Source organism: Magnetospirillum aberrantis SpK, assembly GCF_011022235.1.
GTDB lineage: Bacteria > Pseudomonadota > Alphaproteobacteria > Rhodospirillales > Magnetospirillaceae > Magnetospirillum > Magnetospirillum aberrantis.
In genome coordinates this window covers 368,226-384,949 of the sequence record NZ_JAAIYP010000038.1, presented here as the reverse complement: position 1 = coordinate 384,949, position 16,724 = coordinate 368,226, and the positions used below count along the sequence as shown (strand labels likewise).

General features: G+C 64.1%; 18 protein-coding genes. 6 read left to right on the top strand and 12 right to left on the bottom strand.

What is annotated here, in order from left to right; all coding sequences use genetic code 11:
* Positions 1 to 43: 43 nt before the first annotated feature.
* From pdxR (G4223_RS12955) to G4223_RS12905, 11 genes are all read right to left on the bottom strand, one after another.
* Positions 44 to 1,474, bottom strand: coding sequence for a MocR-like pyridoxine biosynthesis transcription factor PdxR (gene pdxR, locus G4223_RS12955; protein WP_163680272.1), 1,431 nt, complete (start codon positions 1,472 to 1,474; stop codon positions 44 to 46).
* Positions 1,475 to 1,523: 49 nt separating this feature from the next.
* Positions 1,524 to 2,663: a radical SAM/SPASM domain-containing protein gene (locus G4223_RS12950; RefSeq protein ID WP_163680269.1), complete on the bottom strand. Its 1,140-nt coding sequence runs from the start codon at positions 2,661 to 2,663 to the stop codon at positions 1,524 to 1,526.
* The gene (gene ahbB / locus G4223_RS12945; RefSeq protein WP_163680265.1) at positions 2,663 to 3,172 is read right to left on the bottom strand and encodes a siroheme decarboxylase subunit beta; all 510 of its coding nucleotides are present in this window, start codon (positions 3,170 to 3,172) and stop codon (positions 2,663 to 2,665) included. Before ahbB (G4223_RS12945) ends, G4223_RS12950 begins: the two co-directional genes overlap by 1 nt.
* 1 nt (position 3,173) lies before the next feature.
* Positions 3,174 to 3,617 (bottom strand): Lrp/AsnC family transcriptional regulator, encoded by a 444-nt coding sequence (locus tag G4223_RS12940; RefSeq protein ID WP_163680263.1) that lies wholly within the window; start codon positions 3,615 to 3,617, stop codon positions 3,174 to 3,176.
* Positions 3,590 to 4,105 (bottom strand): siroheme decarboxylase subunit beta, encoded by a 516-nt coding sequence (gene ahbB, locus G4223_RS12935; protein ID WP_163680260.1) that lies wholly within the window; start codon positions 4,103 to 4,105, stop codon positions 3,590 to 3,592. The genes G4223_RS12940 and ahbB (G4223_RS12935) overlap by 28 nt, the downstream gene beginning before the upstream one ends.
* A gap of 5 nt (positions 4,106 to 4,110) precedes the next feature.
* Entirely contained in the window at positions 4,111 to 4,551 is a 441-nt protein-coding gene (locus G4223_RS12930) for an Lrp/AsnC family transcriptional regulator (protein ID WP_163680255.1), read from the bottom strand.
* A gap of 3 nt (positions 4,552 to 4,554) precedes the next feature.
* Positions 4,555 to 5,700, bottom strand: coding sequence for a cytochrome D1 domain-containing protein (locus G4223_RS12925; RefSeq protein WP_163680252.1), 1,146 nt, complete (start codon positions 5,698 to 5,700; stop codon positions 4,555 to 4,557).
* Positions 5,697 to 6,026, bottom strand: coding sequence for a c-type cytochrome (locus G4223_RS12920; RefSeq protein ID WP_163680249.1), 330 nt, complete (start codon positions 6,024 to 6,026; stop codon positions 5,697 to 5,699). The genes G4223_RS12925 and G4223_RS12920 overlap by 4 nt, the downstream gene beginning before the upstream one ends.
* On the bottom strand, positions 6,023 to 6,811 hold the full coding sequence (gene cobA, locus G4223_RS12915; protein WP_163680246.1) for a uroporphyrinogen-III C-methyltransferase: 789 nt from the start codon (positions 6,809 to 6,811) through the stop codon (positions 6,023 to 6,025). Before cobA ends, G4223_RS12920 begins: the two co-directional genes overlap by 4 nt.
* Before the next feature lie 25 nt (positions 6,812 to 6,836).
* Entirely contained in the window at positions 6,837 to 7,166 is a 330-nt protein-coding gene (locus G4223_RS12910) for a c-type cytochrome (protein ID WP_163680244.1), read from the bottom strand.
* Between the two features lie 134 nt (positions 7,167 to 7,300).
* Positions 7,301 to 8,860, bottom strand: coding sequence for a nitrite reductase (locus tag G4223_RS12905; RefSeq protein ID WP_163680241.1), 1,560 nt, complete (start codon positions 8,858 to 8,860; stop codon positions 7,301 to 7,303).
* A 212-nt stretch (positions 8,861 to 9,072) separates the two neighbouring features.
* Between G4223_RS12905 and G4223_RS12900 the strand changes: the two genes are divergently transcribed.
* Both G4223_RS12900 and pdxR (G4223_RS12895) read left to right on the top strand, forming a co-directional pair.
* A complete protein-coding gene (locus G4223_RS12900; protein WP_163680238.1) occupies positions 9,073 to 9,828 on the top strand; it encodes a hypothetical protein in 756 nt (251 codons plus the stop codon).
* Positions 9,825 to 11,297, top strand: coding sequence for a MocR-like pyridoxine biosynthesis transcription factor PdxR (pdxR, locus tag G4223_RS12895; RefSeq protein ID WP_163680235.1), 1,473 nt, complete (start codon positions 9,825 to 9,827; stop codon positions 11,295 to 11,297). Before G4223_RS12900 ends, pdxR (G4223_RS12895) begins: the two co-directional genes overlap by 4 nt.
* 398 nt (positions 11,298 to 11,695) lie before the next feature.
* Here the strand turns inward: pdxR (G4223_RS12895) and G4223_RS12890 are convergent, their stop codons facing one another.
* Entirely contained in the window at positions 11,696 to 12,310 is a 615-nt protein-coding gene (locus G4223_RS12890; protein ID WP_163680232.1) for a hypothetical protein, read from the bottom strand.
* 220 nt (positions 12,311 to 12,530) lie between these two features.
* Here G4223_RS12890 and G4223_RS12885 point away from each other — a divergent pair, with 220 nt between their 5' ends.
* The 4 genes from G4223_RS12885 to queE all read left to right on the top strand — a co-directional run bounded on the left by G4223_RS12885 (position 12,531) and on the right by queE (position 16,602).
* On the top strand, positions 12,531 to 12,992 hold the full coding sequence (locus G4223_RS12885; RefSeq protein WP_163680229.1) for a hypothetical protein: 462 nt from the start codon (positions 12,531 to 12,533) through the stop codon (positions 12,990 to 12,992).
* Positions 12,993 to 13,072: 80 nt separating this feature from the next.
* Positions 13,073 to 14,935: a hypothetical protein gene (locus tag G4223_RS12880; RefSeq protein ID WP_163680226.1), complete on the top strand. Its 1,863-nt coding sequence runs from the start codon at positions 13,073 to 13,075 to the stop codon at positions 14,933 to 14,935.
* A 364-nt stretch (positions 14,936 to 15,299) separates the two neighbouring features.
* On the top strand, positions 15,300 to 15,743 hold the full coding sequence (locus tag G4223_RS12875) for a hypothetical protein (protein ID WP_163680223.1): 444 nt from the start codon (positions 15,300 to 15,302) through the stop codon (positions 15,741 to 15,743).
* Positions 15,744 to 15,975: 232 nt separating this feature from the next.
* Positions 15,976 to 16,602 (top strand): 7-carboxy-7-deazaguanine synthase, encoded by a 627-nt coding sequence (queE, locus tag G4223_RS12870; protein ID WP_163680221.1) that lies wholly within the window; start codon positions 15,976 to 15,978, stop codon positions 16,600 to 16,602.
* The last annotated feature ends 122 nt before the right edge of the window (positions 16,603 to 16,724 follow it).

Below are 16,724 nucleotides of genomic sequence, written 5' to 3'. Positions count from 1 at the left end.
TGACGCCAGCCAGTTCAGGGAATTCGGATGGTCCAGAAAGGGATCAGAGATCGGAGAAGGCGCGCCGCAGCCGTTCGATTCCAGAGGTGATCTCCTCGGCGTTCAGGTTGCCGAAGCCCATGCGGAACGCCGGAACCGGCGCGTTGGAATCGGTGAACTGTGCCCCCGGCAACAGGCCGACGCCGTGGGCCAGCGCACGTTGCGTCAGGCGGGTGACGTCGGCCGGTCCGACCACCCGGACCCAGAAGGCCAGCCCGCCATCGGGCATGGTGAAGTCCAGATGCCGTCCCAGATGGGTCCGTAACAGGTCGGCCAGCAGGCGGCGGCGCTCGTCATAAGCCTTGAGAGCGCGGCAGATGTGGCGTTTGACCTCGCCGCTGGTCATCAGTTCGGCGACCGCCAGTGCGGTGACGGTGTCGCCCTGGCGGTCGATCAGGGTAATGTCGTCGGCGCAGCGCGAGACGAAGGCCGGGTGGGCCGCCAGGTATCCCAGGCGCAGGCCGGGGGCCAGGACCTTGGACAGCGAGCCGACATAGACCACCCGCCGCGAGCGGTCCAGGCTGGCGATGGGCATGACCGGGCCGCCGGCATAATGAAACTCGTGGTCGTAATCGTCCTCGACCAGGGTGAAGTCGTATTGTTCGGCCATGCGCAGCAGGTTCAGGCGCCGTTCGGCGGACATCATGACGGTGGTGGGGTATTGGTGGTGCGGGGTGACATAGACGGCACGAACCCGCCGATGGCGACAGATGTCCTCCAACTGGTCGGTGCGCAGGCCGTGCCGGTCCACTTCCACCGACAAGATGTCGGCGCCGCACGATCTGAATGCCGCGCGGGCCGGGGGATAGGTCAGGTGTTCCAGCACCACGGCGTCGCCGGGGCGCACCAACAGGCGGGCGGCCAGGAAGATCCCCATCTGGCTGCCGCGGACCAGACAGACGCCGTCGGCATCGACCACCAGCCCCCGCTCCATGGCCAGCATTGCCGCCACGGCCCGTCGCAATGGCGGCAAACCGCGCGGGTCGTCGTAGCCCAGGCGGTTGGAGCGGGCTGAAGACAGCAAGGCGTGGCGAAAGGCCTGGGACAAGCCCTGGAAACGGATCAGGCGGGTATCCGGGGTTCCGTCCCTGAATTCGATGGCCGCGCGTGCGGCCGGCGGCGCCGCGGCCGGCATTTCCGCGGCGGCGGGCTGCCACGGCTCGGGCGACAATGACGGCAGGTGGGGGGAAACGAAGGTGCCGCGCTTGCCCTCGGCGGTCAGCCAGCCCTGGGCGACCAGTTCCTCGTAAGCCAGGATCACTGTCTTGCGGTTCACCCCCAAGGTGGCGGCCAAATCGCGACTGCCGGGCAAGGCGGTTCCCGGCGCCAGCCGGCCGCGATGGATTTCACGGGTGATGGCGTGGACGATCTGCAACTGGATCGACAGCGCGGCGGCGCGGTCGATCTCGATCTTCAGGTTCCAGGGCCGCAGCATGTCCGTTCTCCCGTTCACCCGGTGGTGCCAGGATAGGCATTTTAAGCGGTTACGGAAACGCCTGCTCCATGTGGCAGCCGGGGTCTTCTCCCCACAGGTCGCCATCGGTGCGATACGCCCGGACCCTGCTGTTGCCGTTACAGATTGTCAGATGGGAACAACTCGCGCAGCGGCCACTCACCGCGCGGGGGTGTTGGCGCAACCGGGCCAGCAACGGGTTGTCGCCATCCGTCCAGATGCGGGCGAAATCATGCTCGCGGACGTTGCCCAAGGACGCGAACCCCCACATGGTATCGGGGTGGACGTTGCCGCGCGGATCGATGTTGGCGACGCCGCAGCCGCAGGAATTGCCCCCCCAGGCCAGCAAGGCCCGGCGCATGGCGTCGTGACGTTCGGGCAGGACGCGGCCGGTCCAGTCAAGCAGGCGCACGGCGTCGGAATCGTTGTTGCCGGTGACGATATCGACGCCGGTTCCGTCCTGGGCCGTCGCCCAGGCGTATTCGATCAACTGGTCCACCGCCCAGGCGCTTTGGCGCGGAGAAGGGGCGTCGGTGCTGTTGCCCTTGCCCCGACCGGCGAAGTTCAGATGGGACAGATAGAACTTTCTCACGCCTTCCTTACGGCACAATCCCAGCATTTCGGGCAACAAGGCGGCGTTGACCGAAGTCAGGGTGGTGCGCAAGCCGACATCCACCCCGGCGGCCCGACAGCGTCGGATGCCCGTCATGGTGGCGGCGAAGGCTCCTTCCTTGCCGCGGATGAAGTCGTGCTCGTGGCTCAGGCCGTCCAGCGACACGCCCACATAGTCGAAACCGGCGGCGGCGATCCTTGCCACCATGGCTTCCGACATCAGCGTGCCGTTGCTCGACAGGCTGAGGTGGAAGCCATACCGCTTGGCCTCGGCGGCGATGGTGAAAAGGTCGGGGTGCATCAGCGGCTCCCCTCCCGACAGGATCAGGAAGCGCACGCCGAAACCGTGGAGTTGGTCGAGCAGGTCCAATGCCTCTGCGGTCGTCAGTTCGCCGGGATAATCGCGGTCGGCCGAGGCGGCATAGCATTGGCGGCAATGCAGATTGCAGCGCTGGGTCAGGTTCCAGATCACCACCGGTGCCGATGGCGGCGAACGTTTGGCCGGGGGCTCGGCCCCCTCCAGGCAGATGCTGCGCAATAGGCGTGAGAGTCTGAGCATCAGGGCGTTCCTTCCGGCGAAGGCGATTGGGCCGACAGGCGGAATCCGCTCTTTTTCAGGATGCGGCGGCTGTACAGCACCTGACCGGCACGACAGCGTCCGCCCAGGGTCCGGCGGATGGTCTGGACGTAGGATTCGGCGGTGTCCGCGTCGCGGGCGTGGATCATGGCGAACAGGTTGTACGGCCAGAGCGGCGGATGCGGCGGGCGGTGATAGCAATGAGTGACGAAAGGCAGGGCGCCGATGGCGGCGCCACAGGTTTCCAGGTCGGCTTCATCCACCTGCCATACCGTCATGCCGTTGTGGCGGTAGCCCAGGCGGTAGTGGTTGGGAACCGCACCGATGCGGCGGATGATGCCGGCATCCAGCATGCGCGACAGGCGCTCGATTACTTCGGCCTCGCTGATGTTCAGCATGCGGGCCACCGTCTGATAAGGGGCGGCCACCAGGGGTAATCCGCCCTGGGTGGCCTGGATCAGGCGCCGGTCGGTGGCATCGATGGGTGCCATGTCAGGCCTCCAGCTTGAGGTCGATGAAGAATTCCCGTCGCTTGGGCATGTCGTGGACGGTCAGCCCGGTGAGCTGGGCGATCTGGTCCAGGACTTGGCCGACCCGCTCGGGCCGCTCGGCCGAGACCACGAACCACATGTTCAGTGTGTGGTCGCGTTCGTAGTTCTGCGACACCTCGGGGAAGTTGTTGACGATGGCGCAGACCCGGTCGAAATCGGCCTCGGGCACCGCCATGGCGGCCAGGGTCATGGCGCCGCCCAGGCGTTCGGAATGGTAAAGAGGGCCAAAACGGCTGAGCACGTCTTCCGCGACCATGCGTGTCAACCGTGTGATCAGTTCCTCCTCGTCCAGCTTCAACGCCTGGGCGGCAACGGCGAACGGTCGCGGACACAGCGGGAAACCGCCTTGCAGGCCGTTCACGATATTCCGGTCGATGGCGTCCATGGCGTGGCCTCCGGGGCATAGGTTGCGCCCCGTTGCTTGAAGCAACGGCGGCTGATCAGGATGTCGGCGGGAACGTCCGTGCCCAAAAGCTCGCGCACTTGCTGGAATTGCCGGGTTACCACGTCGCGCTCGCGGCCGTGAATCATGCAAAACAGGTTGAACGGCCAGACCGGCGGTTGGCGGCGGCGGGCATAGCACAACGACACGAAGGGCAAGGCGCCCACCTGCGTCCCGGCCTGGGCGAGCCGGACGTCGGGCAGGTCGAACACGCACATGCCGTTGACGGTGAACCCCAAGGCCCGGTTGCGCAGGATGACGCCGAAACGGTTGACCACGCCCAGGTGTTGCAACGCCGCGACCGCCCGCATGGTCTCGGCCTCGTTCAGCCCCAGGCTGCGGCCAAGGTCGCGATAGGGGCGCGCCGTCAGCGGCAAACCTTCGGCGCTCAGGCGGCGGGCGACGTTCTCCCAGGGGAGGGGCAGGTCCATGCGGGTCATCGCCTTAGCCCCAGGTCGATGTGGAAGGCGGTGGTGATCGGCAGGTCCAGCGGTTGCAGGCCGGTCTGACGCTCGATGGCCTCCAGCACCGCCGTTACCTCGGCGACCGAGGCGGCGGTGACAACGAACCACAGATTGTAGTGTCCTTCGCGTTCGTAATTGTGGTTCACCGCGTCGAAGGCCGAGACCAGGGCCGCCACCTCGGACAGCCGTTCTGGGGGCACCGCCAGCGCGGCCAGCGTGCTGTCTCCCAGGACGTGGGGGCGCAAGGTGGCGCCGACGCGGGCGACCACGCCTTGGGCGACGCCCTGTCGCATCATCTCCAGCACCTGGGCTTCGGTCATGCCCAGGCGGCGGCCGATCTCGGCGAATGGCCGGGGATGGATGGGAAAGTCCCGTTCGAACGGGGCCAGACAGCCCCAGGCGGCGGCGTTCATGGCTTACATCCCGGTCTTGTAGGCGCGCGGGGTAAAGAAGATGCCGCTGGGTTTGGCGATGTTCAGCCGGGTGATGGGGGTCAGGGTCGCCACGTCCCACACCGACACCGCGTCTTCGTCGCGCAGGGACAGCCACACTTCCTCGCCGCGCGGGGTGAACTCCAGGTGCAGCGTTCCCTTGCCGGTGGTCAGGGTCGCGGCCACGCTGCGGCTTTCCACGTCGATCAACTGGACCTTGTCGTTGTCGGGAAAGGCGAAATTGACCCACAGCCGGCGCTTGTCGGGCTGGGCCACGATGAAGACCGGTTGGCCCAGCACCGGTACCGCCCCCACCTGACGCCAGGTGGCGGTGTCCATGACCAGAACCTCGTGGCGGCCGATGGCCGGCAGATAGGCCAGCCCACCCGATACCGTCAGCCATTCCAGATGGGGCATCTTGTAGACCGGCAAAGGCTGTTCGCCACGACCATAGCCGTCGAGCACCCGGCGCACGCCGCGTTCCGGGTGCCACAGGTCCAACAGGGCGAAGCCGTCCTCGCCGAACAGGCCGGCAATGTAGGTGCGGCCGTCGTCGGTGATCAGGGCGTCATACGGTTGCTTCCCGACATTCGCGTAACGGGTCATGCGGGGGGACGGCCCCTGGCTGAAATCGGCCATCCAGATTTCACCGGCGTCGAACAGGCTGAACACGAAACGGCGGCCGGGGGCGTCCACCAGCCCGACCACCTTGGACCCGGTGGGGATGTCGGCGACCATCTCCAGGCTGTCGGCGTCGAACACCCGCACGCCACCCGGTTCGTAGTTGGACACCGCCACCAGCCGGCCATCCTGGGAAATGGCGCCGCCGATGGAATTGCCCGATTGCAGAACCCGTCCGGCGATTCGTTGGGTGACCAAATCGACCTTGGTCAACCCGCCGTCGCGGCCAAAGACGAAGGCGAAACGCTGGTCGCGGCTGAACACCACCGAGGCGTGGGACAGGTCGCCCAGGCCGTCGATTTCCGCCAATACCGTACGTTCGGTGGTGTTGACCACGGCCACCTTGCCGTCGGCCCGCTCGATCACCACCCCCAAATCGCCAGTGGCGGTCACCGAAACACAGGCCGACAGGGACAGGGCGGCCAGAACGGCGAGAAGCAGGGTCTTCATGGCGGGTTTCCTCCGGTTTGCAACTGGGTCGCCAGCCATCGCGCCTCGTCGGCGGTCATGAAGGGCGCCCAGGGCGGCATGGCGGTGCCGGGACGGCCGGACAGAATGGTTTCGCTGATGCTTTCGACTGACAGCGCGTCCATGCGCTCGGGCGTCAGGGGCAGGCCCAGGCCGCCGCGCAACGTCATGCCGTGGCATGACCCGCAATCCTGGTGCAGCAGGGCAAGCAACTCGGCCTGACGGTTCGGCGGCGGTTCGGCGGCGACGGCTGGCACGGACAGCGCCACCGCCCCCAGCATGGCCACAAGGCGAAGGGCGGCGGTCATTGGGCGGCGCACAGGGGCGGCAGGGTCAGTTCGGCCATCTGGGCGTCCCACAACGGCGACAGGGTGACCACTTCGCCAAACACCACCAGGGCCGGCATGCCGTGGTTCAGGTTCCGGGCCGCCTTGTTCAAGGTGGCGGCGGTGGCGCAGACCATGCGCTGGCCGGCGCGGGTGCCGTTTTGAATGATGGCGGCCGGGGTTTCTTTCGACAGGCCGGCTTCGGTCAATCCGTCCAGCATGGCCGCAAGGCCCGACACCCCCATATAGACGACCAAGGTGGTGTGGGGGTCCACCAGTCCGCGCCAGTCCAGGGACAGGTCCTCGTCGTTCTTCATGTGGCCGGTGACGAAGCGCACGCCGCTGGCCATGCCGCGATGGGTCAGCGGGAAGTCGAATTCGGCGGCGCAGCCGAAGGCGGCGGTGACGCCGGGAACCACGGTGCAGGCGATACCGGCGGCGCGAAGATGCAGCATTTCCTCGCCGCCGCGCCCGAATACGAAGGGGTCGCCGCCTTTCAGGCGGACCACGTCCAGTCCCTGACGGGCCAGGGCAACCAGAAGCGCGTTGATCTCGTCCTGGGTGGCGGCATGGCGTCCGCAGCTTTTGCCCACGTAGACGCGTTTGGCCTTGGGGTGGGCAAGGTCAAGAATCTCGCGCCCCACCAGGCGGTCGTAGACCACGGCCTGGCATTGGGCGAGGGCGCGAACAGCCCTGACCGTGATCAGGTCGGGATGTCCCGGCCCCGCCCCCACCAGCGTTACCGAACCGATCTCGTGTGTGAGCATGGCGTGTCCCCCCTTTTCGCTGGCGTCATTTCCCGGCGGGCAACGACGAGTAATAGGTGGCAAGGGCGTCGATCATGCGGTCGTCCAGGGTCTCGGCGATGGGACCCATGGTTTCGTTGTCCCGTGCCTTGCTGCGGAAATCTGTCAACTGCTTGACCAGATAGCCGTGCTTCTGGCCGGCAAGGTTGGGAAAGGCGTCGTCGGCGCTGACACCGTCGACGCTGTGACAGGTGGCGCACAGGTCGTTGACCAGTTGCTGCGCTTCCTGGATCGAATCGCCGGCGGCGATGGCGAAAGTGGTCTGGGCCAGGATGGCCAAGGTGGACAAGGACAGGATCAGACGATTGGCGGTCATGGCGGCCTCGGTGCTGTGATGGTTCCGGGGGACCGGCCCCGCTTGCGCGGGGCCGGTCGGGGAGGGCGGCCGGGCAGGGGACCCGGACCGCTGGGTGCCGACACCGTTTGCGCGGTGTCGGCTGGGGGGCCGGTTTAGAAGTTCTGTTCCAGACCGCGGGTGAGGAAACGCGGCCGGGCGTGGGAGAAGATGCCTCCCGGAGCTTGCAGCTTGTGCTCGGCGACCTTTTCCAGCGTCTTGGAATCCAGGACGATCAGCTTGTCGCCGGAATAGCCCGCCGACACATAGAGGTAGCGGCCATCCGCGGTGTATTCCGGGAAATAGGCGTGCCCGCCCACCTCGATGGTCTTGGCCACTTCCAGGGTTTTCTTGTCGATGAACTGGATCTGGCTGGCCTCGGGTCCGGTGCCGACGATGTCCACCGCGACATAAGGGGCGTTGGGATGGGCGGCCGGCGATTCGGTGGGACCGGCCACCGGAACCTGCTTGACCACGCTGAAATCCTTCATGTCCCAGATGGTGACCACGTTGCCGCGGTCGCATTGGCCGATGTTGGTGCCGACGCCCAGGTACTTGTCGCCCTGGCGGAAGATGGACCCGCCGCCCACATGGGGCTGGCAGCCGGCCTGGATGTCGCGCACCACCTTCTTTTCCTTGAGGTCGATGGCGACGATCTTGTTGTCGGCGTACGAGGCGACCATGTAGTAGCGGCCGTCCTTGGACACGAACGAATCGTGCAGGTGGCGGCCGACATCGGTGATCTTGGTCACCGGCAGGTCGGGTTTGTCGGTCTCGATGATCCACACCTGGCCGGCCCGTTCGAGGGCCAGGATCAGATAGGGGCCATAGGGCGAGGCGGTGACGGAACCGCCTTCGGAACGGACGTTCTTGCCGTCGGGATCGACGCCCTGAAGGTCCAGTACCTTGACCACTTCAAGGGTGTCGGAATCCAGGATCACCGCGCGCGGCGGCACGAAGGACGAGGCCATGACGTACTTGCCGTCCGACGACACCGCCAGACCGGGGCCGTTCAGGCCGGTCTTGATCTTGCGCACCGCTTGCATGGAATAGAGGTCGATCTTGTAGACCTCGGCCTGGTCGGTCTTCACATAGGCCCACCGCTCGTTCTTAGGATGGTAGTCGAGAACGTGCGAGGCGTTGCCGGTGGGCACCTCGCCGACCATCCGGTTGGTCTTGCCGTCGAAGAACACGGTCTTGGATTCGGGGGCCTTGGCGTAGCGGCCGCGTACCATCACCGCCATCAGGTCGTCCATCTTGTCGATGGCGTAGGTGGGCTTGGACGGCAGGGTCTTCTCGTCCACCAGGACGCTCAGGCTGGCGCGCATCTGGTCGGCGGTGAAATCGACCGGTTGCGGGGCCGAGGTCTTGATGTAGCTGGCCAGGGCCCGGATCTGCGGGTCGCTGAGACGGCCGACCCACGGCGGCATCAGCGTGCCGCCGACGCCGTTCATGATCATGGAACGCAACGCGGCGGGGCTGGATTGCAGACGCTCCTTGGTCAGGGCCGGTGCGATGAAGCCTTGGCGGTGGGCGCCATGGCAGGTGGCGCAATTGTCCTGAAAAAGCTTTTCCGCGTCGATGTCGGCGGCCAGGACATTGGCGGCCAGCACGGTGGACAAGGCCGTGGTCCACAGGCCCAGGCGGCAGGAACGGATGAAGTTGGAAGATGGCATGGTAATCCCCCTAAAGGTGCACGGAGCAACGCATGTGCTTGGCCCGGACAGCTTCGGGGCAACGCTTCGGCCGGTGTTAGGGCCAGGGGCGTGAAATCCTATGGGTACAGGGAGGGCTGAAATCCTGGACCATCCGGATTTCGGATTCTGGGTGGTCCAGAGGGGGGGGCGGTTCGTTAGCCTGTTGCCGGACAACGGATACGAACGACCCCATGGCCTGTGTTTCCGAAACGGATTTGCGCGGCGTGTCGCTTGTGTTGGTCAGCCACGGCTCGCGCGGGCGCAACAGGGCGGGTGAGATGGGCCGGACGCTGGCGGACGAGATCGCGCGCGGCGGATGGTTCCGCCGGGTGGTCCACCGCACCTGGACCGACGGAATCCGCCCACTGTCCGCCGAGGCCGCGGAATGGGCCGACGATTCGCCGGTGTTCGTTCTTCCGTGTCTGATCGACCACGGCGTCTTGTGCGACCAATTGTTTCCGGCCCGTCTGGAACTGGCGGCGGAGCGGACTTTCCCCGTGGTCTACGGCTTGCCGCTGGGGCGGCATCGCGGCGTGGGCGGAATGTTGTGGCGTCAGGCTTTGTCCCAGGCGGCTGCTCCCTGGCGACAATCCCTGGTTCTGGTCGGGCATGGTTCTTCTCGGGGGATGGGCGGTGCCGTCGATGCCATGGCGGATCGCATGCGGGGGCATGGCGTTTTCGCCGACGTGCGCGCTGCCTATGTGGAAGGCGTTCCGTCCCTGACCCGATGGTCCGAGTTGGTCGGCGGCGACGAGGTGTTGCTGATGCCGGTGTTCCTGGAAGGCGGCAACCATGTCCGCGACCTTCCGGCATTGGCGCGGCAAGGCGGGGGAAGGGACCGACCCTTCCGGTTGCTGCGGTGGATTCCCGAACCAAACCGCTTGGCCCGTCTGGTGGTCGGCATGGCGCGGGCGGCGATGGTGCGGCCAAAAGGGGGGGTGTCATGAGCAATATCCGTCAGGTCTCGCCGATTCTCGTGCACGGGAGCGACGACACGCCGCTTTGGCGGCAGATATTCGCGCAGTTGCGCGACCAGATCGCCAACGACCTCTATGGGGCGGGGGACATCCTGCCGTCCATCCGCGGACTGTCCGAGGCGTTGGGGGTGTCGCGCAACACGGTGCTGGCGGCGCTGGAGCGGTTGGTGGACGAAGGCTATGTCCGCGCCCATCCCCGGGTCGGCTTCGTCGTCGAGGGGGTGCCCGACCGTTACCTTGGCGTTTCGGCGGCGGCGGCGGGGCGGGATGGCGACACCGTGCGCCACGCCCAGCGTTTTCCCCCGTGCTATGGCGGCCACGGCCACAATCTGGCGCGGCGGCGGGTGCTGCCGTTCGATTTCGCCCTGGGGCGGCCCAATCTGGCCTATTTCCCGTGGCGGGTATGGAACCGCATCATGGAAGCCAAACTCTGCATGCCGCGCTGGGAAATGGCCGAGTACATGGACCCCGCCGGCTTGTACGAGTTCCGGCACGCCGTCGCCCAGCATCTGCGGACGGCGCGCGGCATCCATGTCGGGCCGGAACAGGTGATTACCGTCGCCGGCATCCAGGAGGGGCTGAATCTGGCCGCCCGCGTCCTGTTGCCCGCGCGCGGGCAGGTGGTGGTCGAGGACCCCTGTTATCGCGGCGCTCATGGGCTGTTCCACAGTCTTGGGGCACGGATGATCCCGGTGGCTTCGACCTCGGACGGTTTCGCCGGGTTGCCGGCTCGCGCCGACATGGCTTATCTGACGCCGTCCCACCAGTTTCCCATGGGGCACACCCTCGACCATCAGGCCCGCCGGGAAATCCTGGACTGGGCGGCCGACAGCGGGGCCTGGTTGCTGGAGGACGATTACGACAGCGACTTCCGCTACGACGGGCCGCCGTTGCCGGCTCTGACCGCCCTGGACCGGCGCGGTTGCTGCGTTTACTTGGGAACCTTCTCCAAGTCGCTGGGGGCGGGGCTGCGTCTGGGGTTCGTGGTGCCGCCACCGGAACTGGTGGCGCCCATGGTGGCGGCGAAAAGCCTGCTGAACAACGGCCATTGCTGGCTGACCCAGGCGGCGATGGCGGAATTCGTAGCCTCGGGGGAACATGCCCGCCATTTGCGGCGCATTCGCCGCCTGTATCGCGAACAGCGCGACGTCCTGTTGTCTTCGCTGGCATCGCATTTCGGGCCGTTGTCGGTCAGCGGCAACGAGGCGGGCATGCATCTGGCGTGGCATCTGCCGCGCCATTTTCCCGATGCCGACGAATGCGTGTGCCGCGCGGCCGAGGTCGGAGTCGGCCTTTACGCCCCCGACGACGTGGCGGTGGTATCGCCGGAGCGTGCCCAGCGGCGGACGGTGTTGTTCGGTTATGCCGGACTCGATGTCCACCGTATCCGCAAGGCGGTGGTGGCCCTGTCCCAGGCTTTCCCGGTTTCGGGTCGATAGGCACGGCCAATGCCCCATCCCCGATAGCATGCCGGTGGGGCGGATTGTTTCAAAACGACATCAAGGGATTGTGAGAGATTGGTGCCCCAGGCCGGACTCGAACCAGCAAGCCTTGCGGCGGTCGATTTTGAGTAAAGAGTTCTTATGCAATATATTGAAATAACAGGATAATGAGGCGTTCTTGAAGTTGTGTGCGACAAGCTGTGCTTTATACGCCCGGTCCCTGTGCGGGCTTACGTCATGTAAGCTCATTCTTGACTGAAGGCGTTGTTTGTTCTATTAATGTTTCCATCAACATCACAAATGCGCCCGCAGGCCATCAACGGCTGCGGGCGTTGCCTTTTAGGGTCGGCCGCCCGTGGCAAATGCTAGAGCGACGGCGGCGCCAAGCCATGTTGTCAACGGGCGTAATAGCACTTCTGACTCCAGCCCTCGCCCCAGTAATCGTCGGCAACGGTCTTCCTGGTCAGGCCGGGATGGCAATCCTTGTTGGTTTTCCAGAATTCGGCCAGTTCCGCATCGGTGAAGTTCCAGACGGCTTCCGCGCGAGGAACATCGGCGCGGATCAGGCAATAGTTCACCCCCATGGTGCTCATGTCGGTGTCGCCACGGGGGCGGAACGACTTGCCCAGGGGACGTAACGCCCAAAAGGCAACTTTGATTTTTCCCGGCTCGAACGTCGGCGCCCGCACCAGTGCCACCACGTAATAGGGCGTCTCCTCGATCACCCGATAGCCCGTCGGCCATATCTCGTCCCGCTCGTAACTGATGCGGCCGTCGTCGTGGATGGTCATGTCGCCAGCATCTAGGAGTGCACCGTTGTTGCACTGGGGGAGCCATTTTCCCAGGAACGCCTTGATTCCTGCTCGGTCGGGGATTTCCGGCCATTCCGCGTCACCCGGCAGGGTTTCCAGATAGGCCCAAGCTGGCTGAGCGGCAGTGAGCGTCAGCGCCGCCAGAAATATCGCCAATAAACGCATTTGTCCCTCTCCAACCCTGAAGGAGATTTCCATGGATGATACCCTGAAACAGCGCATGCGCGCCCATTTGAAAGAAAATGAGGGAGTGAAAGAACAGCCCTACCCGGATACGGGAACGTGTTGAACGAGCTTACGTCCTGTAAGCTCGCGCTTGACCGAAAGTGGCCTTTTGTTCTATCCATGTTCTGGCAACGCCGTTCTTGCGCCCGGAGTCTGAAAACGGCTGCGGGCGTTGTCATGTGGGGGGACTGGAATGAAGGCTGTCGCACTTACTCTCGCTTTGGCGTTGACTGGGGTAGCCATGGCCCCGCTGGCCCAGGCGGAAACTTTCGTCCAGAAAGTCCCGCCTTGTCCTCCGGTGTACGGGAGTTGGAAAACGGCCTACATCACGGACAAATACGGCAACGCGGAACCGGTGGCGCCGTCGCCGGGGTGGGACGGCCTGATCATGGAAGCCCATATCGGCAAGGATAAGGCTGTCCTGGTGTGGTTCGGCGGCAAGAAGAAGATGGCATTCAAGCGGCAGTACAAGTTTCGCCAATGGGATGGTTCCTTTATTGGCCTAAATGGGAAGAAAGAGCTGATTGCAGAGACGGATTTTGAGGCTATTGCGGAACACCCAAAAGACAAATGCTATCTAGAGGTGAGTTATTACATTGAGGAAGGTGATGTCGCGTCGCTAGATCAGTTGCTCATAATGGAAAAAAATGAATAGCAGACCACCACTGAATCCGCTTCAACCCGCAGGCCCGTTCCATCCCGGAACTGGCCTTTTTCTTTTCGCAGGAGGTCATCATGTCCGATACATCCAGACGCAGTCCCATGGCTCCGACTAAACTATCGCCCCAGGACTATCGCCGCGCGGTCGGCAACCATCTGAAGACCTATGAAGGCGTGGTGCCGCGTATCTATACCGACGATGACGGTATCCCGACCATGGGCAGCGGCGTTGCCCTGGCCGCTAAAAACCAGGACAAGATCTTTGTCTTGCGTGATCTGAACGAGATCGGCGCCGAGATCAGCGGCGACCCGGCCAAGCCCTATCGCTTCACCGCCGAAGAGGCGAAACTGCTCAACGATACGGTGGGCAAGCTGAACGATTCACAACTCACCGATCGGGTCCGCAAAAGTGAGGCCCAAAAACTCATCCCGCCCTACAAGCCCGGCGAAACGACAGTCGACGGCAACAAATTCGGCTTCACCCTTAGTGATGAGCGCATCGCCAAGCAGGCGGAGGCGGCGTGGACCGTCCATCGGGATCGCGCCATACAAACCGTGCGCACACAGGCCAAGGCACGCGGCTGGAGCAAGGATGAAACCAACGCCTACATCAAATCCCTGGAAGGATCGCAACAGGAAATCGCCTTGACCTCGCTGGCCTATAATGGCGTCCCCACGCCCAAGGCTACCGGCGCCATGTTGGACGGTGATCCTGTTGCCCTGCGCCAGGAAATTCTCTATCGCTCCAATCCGCCCGAGGGAGGCGCCAAGCGCAAAGGATATGCGGAACGGCGCAAGACCGAGGCTGACCTCGCCAGTGGGCCGCTGGAGGATTGGACGCAGCAGCAGCGCGAACAATTGCGGCAATCCGAGGCAAGCCCAGACGCCAAACGCTACCGGGATACTTTCCCCGAGACTTTCCCCCAATATGGCCCGCCCCAGGATACCGGACTGTCAACCTTGCGTCCGGAACCGCGTCCGCAGGACGCGGTGGATCAGGGCGAACCATCACCGCAGCCGGAACCCCAACCCGCCCCGGAGCGGGAACAAAAGCAGTCCGAAGCGCCTGCCGATCCGCGCGTGTCCGCCATGACCGAGATGGCCGCGATGCCGGTTGCCAATCCCGGCCGCTCGGCGCTGCTGAAGCCGGTGGAGAAGCTGACCGAGGGCGAGATGATGGACATGATCGCTTCGGCCCAGGGCGATTACCGTGGCTGGCGGTCGGGCGATCCACTGAAGGCGCACACCTATGAGAAGGTGCAGGACTGGCATGCCAGCATCTATGGCGACCAGCCGCAGGGCAATGACGGCGGCAAGCCCATCGAGCCTATGCCCATCCGCCCCATCCCCGAACAGCCCAGCCCACACACCACGCCCCAGGGCGAGGATTTGTGGCAGGCTACCGCCCGTCTTGGCGGCAAGCTGGCCGCCGCCGCCGGAATGGACGGCTATGCCCAGACGGTGCAGGGATTGCAGCGGGGTCTCAACATGCTGAACAACGCCAACCCGCTGCCCGCGCGCTCCGCCGCCTATGGCCCCTATACCAAACTGGGGCCGGTGGACGAAGACGGCCAATATGGACCGCAGACCGATTTCGCCCTCAAGCACGCCACCGCCCGGCTGGGTCCGGCCAAGGTCGAGGACGGCCTGGCCCTGGGCCGTTTCAACACCTTCGCTCGCGCTGCCCAGTCCAGCGGCAACGCCGAGGGGCTGGAGAACAAGACCCACGCCATCTTTGGGCCGCTGCTGCACAAGGACGACCAAGCCCCCAAGGTGGAAGGCGGGGCGTTGCAGATGGCGCTCAACGGCTTCGGCCAGAACCTCAAGGTGGACAACTGGATCGGCCCCAAGACCACCCAGGCTTTCGCCGACGTGCTGAAAGAACAGGACAGCGATACGCTGACGCGCTCGTTGGGGCGGGAATTGGGGATGTTGTGAGGACCGTTGGCGGATGGGGAAGCGTCTTCCCCATCCCGATGGTGCCCCAGGCCGGACTCGAACCAGCAAGCCTTGCGGCGGTCGATTTTGAGTAGACAGTGTCTATATAGTGCATTGATATAAAATGAATAAATTACACCATCGATCATGTGTGCTGCAAAATGTGCTTTAACGTGGCCGCTAATCCGCACGAGCTGACTTCGAGTAAGTTCGACGCCCGCAGGCCCGCTGATGGTTCGGCAAATGCACTGTGCAACTCCATAGACGCAAGCGTCTACGGACCTGATTTGAAAAGATAAATCGGCAGACTTACCGAAAATCGGTCGCTAGCGTGTGGTTAACGGAAACACACGGAGAACGACCGATGTCCACCCTGACCAAGCTGAAGCTCGCCAACGCCTCCCGCAAGCCGGTCGAGGAGACCCCGGAAGAGCGCATGCGCAACCGCATGGTCGTACATCTGACCGAGCAGTTGGAAATGGCGACCGCCCTTACCGAAGGCCGCCCCTACAAGGCCACCCGCACCGTGCGGGAAAAGGGCGAAGGCGGCACCACCGTCACCGTCGAGCGCGAGAAGCGTCTGCGCCCCTGGTACTGGCACGACCTGACCGGCAAGTGGTTCATCGAACTCCGCTATGCCAACACCGTTCTGGCGCTGGGCAAGGATCAGAACGCCATCGAGATCGGGACCAAGGACAAGCTGGTGCCGACGATCCAGACCGCCATCGACGCCGTGAAGGCGGGCGAGTTGGATGCGGCGATGAAAGCCGCGCTGGCGGCGCGCAAAAAGCCCGGCAAGTCTGCGTAACGCGTCCTCCCTGCCGTGCGTGGCGACATGCACGGCAGTTTCATGACGGGCAGAGCTGAATTGGCCGTGGCTATTTGGACGCTCCCCAGGTTCCGCACATCCATGAAAATACGTCTTGTCCCGCATCGCGAGAGATTTGGAAGAGGATATGTACGGTGCTTGCGATCTGGTGGGGGCGAATTTATACGCCACGCCTACCGGCAAATGCACAAAGCACTCTTCGGATCAATAAATGCCATACGCAACCAAAGAGATGTTCTACTCGTTACAAGGCGAAGGCGCGCAAGCTGGACGCGCGGCTGTGTTCTGCCGTTTCACGGGCTGCAATCTGTGGTCTGGTCGAGACTCCGACAGGGAGAAAGCCATCTGCAAATTCTGCGACACCGATTTCGTCGGTGCTGACGCGGGCAGCTTTACCGACCCGAATGATTTGGCCGCTGCGGCAATGTCTCTTTGGTCGCATGCCGAAGGTGGCCGTCCATTGGTCATCTGTACCGGCGGCGAACCGTTGTTGCAACTGGACGAAAAGCTGTGCGCCGCTTTTCACGCTGTTGGGTTTGAGATCGCGGTAGAAACCAACGGCACACAGCCACGTTGTCCTGGCATCGATTGGCTATGTGTCAGCCCCAAAGCCAATGCTCCGCTACAGGTGGCCGAAGGCGACGAACTGAAATTGGTCTTCCCCCAACCCGGCGTCGATCCTCAACGTTTCGTTGGCTTGGCCTTCAAGCACTTCTTCCTCCAGCCCATGGATGGAGACGATGTCGCCGCAAACACGGTTGCAGCTACGGAATATTGCCTGAAGCACCCGCAATGGCGACTGGGCCTGCAATTGCACAAAATTCTGGGATTGCGTTGAGAGTACAGGCTTTTGCCCCATGAGTAGCTGGGGTGGCAGGGCCGAGCACTGTACGGACGCAATCGGGCTGCGCAGAGGCATTTTGCGAGCTTACCTGAAGTAAGCTCGCTGCCAGCTATTGG

What these genes read in the sequence shown, in the direction of transcription:
- G4223_RS12930 (WP_163680255.1), bottom strand. Translation starts at nt 4,551, where the DNA reads ATGAACGCCGCCGCCTGGGGCTGTCTGGCCCCGTTCGAACGGGACTTT.
- G4223_RS12890 (WP_163680232.1), bottom strand. Translation starts at nt 12,310, where the DNA reads ATGGAAATCTCCTTCAGGGTTGGAGAGGGACAAATGCGTTTATTGGCG.
- G4223_RS12875 (WP_163680223.1), top strand. Translation starts at nt 15,300, where the DNA reads ATGTCCACCCTGACCAAGCTGAAGCTCGCCAACGCCTCCCGCAAGCCG.
- G4223_RS12885 (WP_163680229.1), top strand. Translation starts at nt 12,531, where the DNA reads ATGAAGGCTGTCGCACTTACTCTCGCTTTGGCGTTGACTGGGGTAGCC.
- cobA (WP_163680246.1), bottom strand. Translation starts at nt 6,811, where the DNA reads ATGCTCACACACGAGATCGGTTCGGTAACGCTGGTGGGGGCGGGGCCG.
- G4223_RS12910 (WP_163680244.1), bottom strand. Translation starts at nt 7,166, where the DNA reads ATGACCGCCAATCGTCTGATCCTGTCCTTGTCCACCTTGGCCATCCTG.
- G4223_RS12905 (WP_163680241.1), bottom strand. Translation starts at nt 8,860, where the DNA reads ATGCCATCTTCCAACTTCATCCGTTCCTGCCGCCTGGGCCTGTGGACC.
- G4223_RS12880 (WP_163680226.1), top strand. Translation starts at nt 13,073, where the DNA reads ATGTCCGATACATCCAGACGCAGTCCCATGGCTCCGACTAAACTATCG.
- G4223_RS12900 (WP_163680238.1), top strand. Translation starts at nt 9,073, where the DNA reads ATGGCCTGTGTTTCCGAAACGGATTTGCGCGGCGTGTCGCTTGTGTTG.
- G4223_RS12940 (WP_163680263.1), bottom strand. Translation starts at nt 3,617, where the DNA reads ATGGACGCCATCGACCGGAATATCGTGAACGGCCTGCAAGGCGGTTTC.
- ahbB (WP_163680260.1), bottom strand. Translation starts at nt 4,105, where the DNA reads ATGGACCTGCCCCTCCCCTGGGAGAACGTCGCCCGCCGCCTGAGCGCC.
- G4223_RS12920 (WP_163680249.1), bottom strand. Translation starts at nt 6,026, where the DNA reads ATGACCGCCGCCCTTCGCCTTGTGGCCATGCTGGGGGCGGTGGCGCTG.
- ahbB (WP_163680265.1), bottom strand. Translation starts at nt 3,172, where the DNA reads ATGGCACCCATCGATGCCACCGACCGGCGCCTGATCCAGGCCACCCAG.
- G4223_RS12925 (WP_163680252.1), bottom strand. Translation starts at nt 5,700, where the DNA reads ATGAAGACCCTGCTTCTCGCCGTTCTGGCCGCCCTGTCCCTGTCGGCC.
- pdxR (WP_163680235.1), top strand. Translation starts at nt 9,825, where the DNA reads ATGAGCAATATCCGTCAGGTCTCGCCGATTCTCGTGCACGGGAGCGAC.
- queE (WP_163680221.1), top strand. Translation starts at nt 15,976, where the DNA reads ATGCCATACGCAACCAAAGAGATGTTCTACTCGTTACAAGGCGAAGGC.
- pdxR (WP_163680272.1), bottom strand. Translation starts at nt 1,474, where the DNA reads ATGCTGCGGCCCTGGAACCTGAAGATCGAGATCGACCGCGCCGCCGCG.
- G4223_RS12950 (WP_163680269.1), bottom strand. Translation starts at nt 2,663, where the DNA reads ATGCTCAGACTCTCACGCCTATTGCGCAGCATCTGCCTGGAGGGGGCC.